This window comes from Snodgrassella alvi (assembly GCF_002777855.1).
Lineage (GTDB): Bacteria > Pseudomonadota > Gammaproteobacteria > Burkholderiales > Neisseriaceae > Snodgrassella > Snodgrassella alvi_E.
The window spans coordinates 1-3,133 of the sequence record NZ_MEIK01000042.1 but is presented as its reverse complement, the minus strand read 5'-3'; the positions used below and the strand labels follow the sequence as shown (position 1 = coordinate 3,133).

Annotated in this window: 4 protein-coding genes; all 4 read left to right on the top strand. The window is 35.0% G+C overall.

Going from position 1 to position 3,133, the window contains the following annotated elements:
* The coding region (locus BHC43_RS10795; RefSeq protein ID WP_180297495.1) for a hypothetical protein at positions 1-182 on the top strand (182 nt) is incomplete at its 5' end.
* Between the two features lie 287 nt (positions 183-469).
* Positions 470-1,342 (top strand): hypothetical protein, encoded by an 873-nt coding sequence (locus tag BHC43_RS10580; protein WP_100156509.1) that lies wholly within the window; start codon positions 470-472, stop codon positions 1,340-1,342.
* Between the two features lie 287 nt (positions 1,343-1,629).
* On the top strand, positions 1,630-2,505 hold the full coding sequence (locus BHC43_RS10575; RefSeq protein WP_100156508.1) for a hypothetical protein: 876 nt from the start codon (positions 1,630-1,632) through the stop codon (positions 2,503-2,505).
* A 239-nt stretch (positions 2,506-2,744) separates the two neighbouring features.
* A partial coding sequence (locus BHC43_RS10570) for a hypothetical protein (protein WP_218966491.1) occupies positions 2,745-3,133 on the top strand: 389 nt, incomplete at its 3' end.

Genomic DNA, 3,133 nt, shown 5'->3' with positions numbered 1-3,133 from the left:
AAATAAAACATTGTCATCATGATTTTATTGTTAATAATTTTCCGATAGATGTCAGTATAACTTACAACCGTGTCTATTTAAAACTATGGCAACAAACCGAAAAAAATATCGCTGCCATACTGGATAGCTGGGTAGTCACTAATGATGGCAAATTAATTAAAGAGCAGGCTGGCAAGGTATAAGTCTAAAAGATGCATACCCTTACACCACTGATTGAAGAAATTATTTTTGGAACAATACATGCACAACTGATACAACCTCATTCAGCCAATTTTGCCATTTTTTAAGAGAAATTCCGGTTTGCTTGCTATTTTACGCTAATTATATTCGGTAGCTTGTATATATATTAAACATAATAATCCATTCAGAGTTAATTTTTCATTACATTAGTTAATTTTTGTGTATATTTTTGTTTGCATTATCTTAAAATTATGCTAATTTATATGTTAGTCCTACAGGAGACATCAGTATGAGAAATTTATTGATTTCGTATGCTAAAGCTGTCTGTTTAACTGGCCTGCTTTTGCTGTCTGGCTGTTCTGATAATAATGACAAAGCCAAACAGCAGCCGGTACCTTTCACTAATCAGGACCGATTTGGCCGCTATGATTCCATTGGTAATCTGGGCGGTAAACCAGTCAGTATTCCCGAGGGTGTGGTATCTTCTTGGGTGCGCTACGTCGGTGATCCCGGAGATTTTGATGCCAGCAGAAAAGCCAGAAAATATAAGCGCCCACCTATTACCTATCAGCTACCAATCGAAAGTTTTGGATTTGTATATCGCCTTACCGATGGTGCAGTTTTGAGCAGGAAAGAACAAACTGATATTGATTATATGCATGATAACAAAACTTTGATTCGTATAGGTCAGCCTTTTCCATGGGCTCATACAATTATTTATAACATATATAGCCCTAAACAATCTAAAACCTTCAATCAATGGTTTAATAATATTCTAGAATCATCAAAAGAAAGTTGGGATTTTGAATATTCTAAACAACCTAATAAGGTATTTGGTTTAACCTATTATCAAGCCAATAACGGTATAGACCCCAGTACCAATCAACCATGGACAGATAATATTGCAGGAAAAGATCTGTATATCTATCGGGATGCAAATAATAACATTAAAACCCTTATCCTATGTGATATTGTTGGAGAAATAAAACATTGTCATCATGATTTTATTGTTAATAATTTTCCGATAGATGTCAGTATAACTTACAACCGTGTCTATTTAAAACTATGGCAACAAACCGAAAAAAATATCGCTGCCATACTGGATAGCTGGGTAGTCACTAATGATGGCAAATTAATTAAAGAGCAGGCTGGCAAGGTATAAGTCTAAAAGATGCATACCCTTACACCACTGATTGAAGAAATTATTTTTGGAACAATACATGCACAACTGATACAACCTCATTCAGCCAATTTTGCCATTTTTTAAGAGAAATTCCGGTTTGCTTGCTATTTTACGCTAATTATATTCGGTAGCTTGTATATATATTAAACATAATAATCCATTCAGAGTTAATTTTTCATTACATTAGTTAATTTTTGTGTATATTTTTGTTTGCATTATCTTAAAATTATGCTAATTTATATGTTAGTCCTACAGGAGACATCAGTATGAGAAATTTATTGATTTCGTATGCTAAAGCTGTCTGTTTAACTGGCCTGCTTTTGCTGGCTGGCTGTTCTGATAAGGATAAAGACAAAGCCAAACAGCAGCCGGTACCTTTCATTAATCAGGACCGATTTGGCCGCTATGATTCCATTGGTAATCTGGGCGGTAAACCAGTCAGTATTCCTGACGGCGTAGTACTTCACTGGGTGCGTTATGTTGGAGACCCTGGTGATTTTGATGCCAGCAAAAAAGCACAAAAATACAAACGTCCACCTATTACTTATCAGCTACCCATTAAAAGCTTTGGTTTGTTTTATCGCCTTACTGATGGTGCGCTAATGAGCTATAAAGAACAAACCGAAATAGATTATTTGCATGATAATAAAACTTTAATTCCTGAAGGTAAGCCCTTTCCATGGGGACACATGATTGTTTATAATTTAGTAAGTCCTAAGCAATTCAAAAATTATAATCATAGGTTTAAAAATATTTTAAAATCGTCAAAAGAAAGCTGGGATTTTGAATATTCTAAGCAGCCTAATAAAGTATTTGGCTTAACCTATTACCAAGCCAATAACGGTATAGACCCCAGTACCAATCAGCCATGGACTGATAATATTGCAGGACGGGATCTGTATATCTATCGAGATGCTAATAATAACATTAAAACCCTTATCCTTTGCGATATTGTTGGCCAAGTACAATCTTGTCATCATGATTTTTTTGTTAGTAATTTTCCAGTAAAAGTTAGTATCAGTTACAACCGTACCTATCTCAAGTTATGGCGGCAAACCGAAAAAAATATCGCTGCCATACTAGATAGCTGGGTGGTGACTAATGATGGCAAATTAATTAAAAAGCAGGCTGGCAAGATATAAATTGAAACAGATGCACAACTGATACAACCTCATTCAGCCAATTTTGCCATTTTTTAAGAGAAATTCCGGTTTGCTTGCTATTTTACGCTAATTATATTCGGTAGCTTGTATATATATTAAACATAATAATCCATTCAGAGTTAATTTTTCATTACATTAGTTAATTTTTGTGTATATTTTTGTTTGCATTATCTTAAAATTATGCTAATTTATATGTTAGTCCTACAGGAGACATCAGTATGAGAAATTTATTGATTTCGTATGCTAAAGCTGTCTGTTTAACTGGCCTGCTTTTGCTGGCTGGCTGTTCTGATAAGGATAAAGACAAAGCCAAACAGCAGCCGGTACCTTTCATTAATCAGGACCGATTTGGCCGCTATGATTCCATTGGTAATCTGGGCGGTAAACCAGTCAGTATTCCTGACGGCGTAGTACTTCACTGGGTGCGTTATGTTGGAGACCCTGGTGATTTTGATGCCAGCAAAAAAGCACAAAAATACAAACGTCCACCTATTACTTATCAGCTACCCATTAAAAGCTTTGGTTTGTTTTATCGCCTTACTGATGGTGCGCTAATGAGCTATAAAGAACAAACCGAAATAGATTATTTGCATGATAATAAAACTTT

Bases quoted from the DNA above. Each gene is read 5' to 3' on its own strand.
- BHC43_RS10580 (WP_100156509.1), top strand. From the start codon at position 470: ATGAGAAATTTATTGATTTCGTATGCTAAAGCTGTCTGTTTAACTGGC.
- BHC43_RS10575 (WP_100156508.1), top strand. From the start codon at position 1,630: ATGAGAAATTTATTGATTTCGTATGCTAAAGCTGTCTGTTTAACTGGC.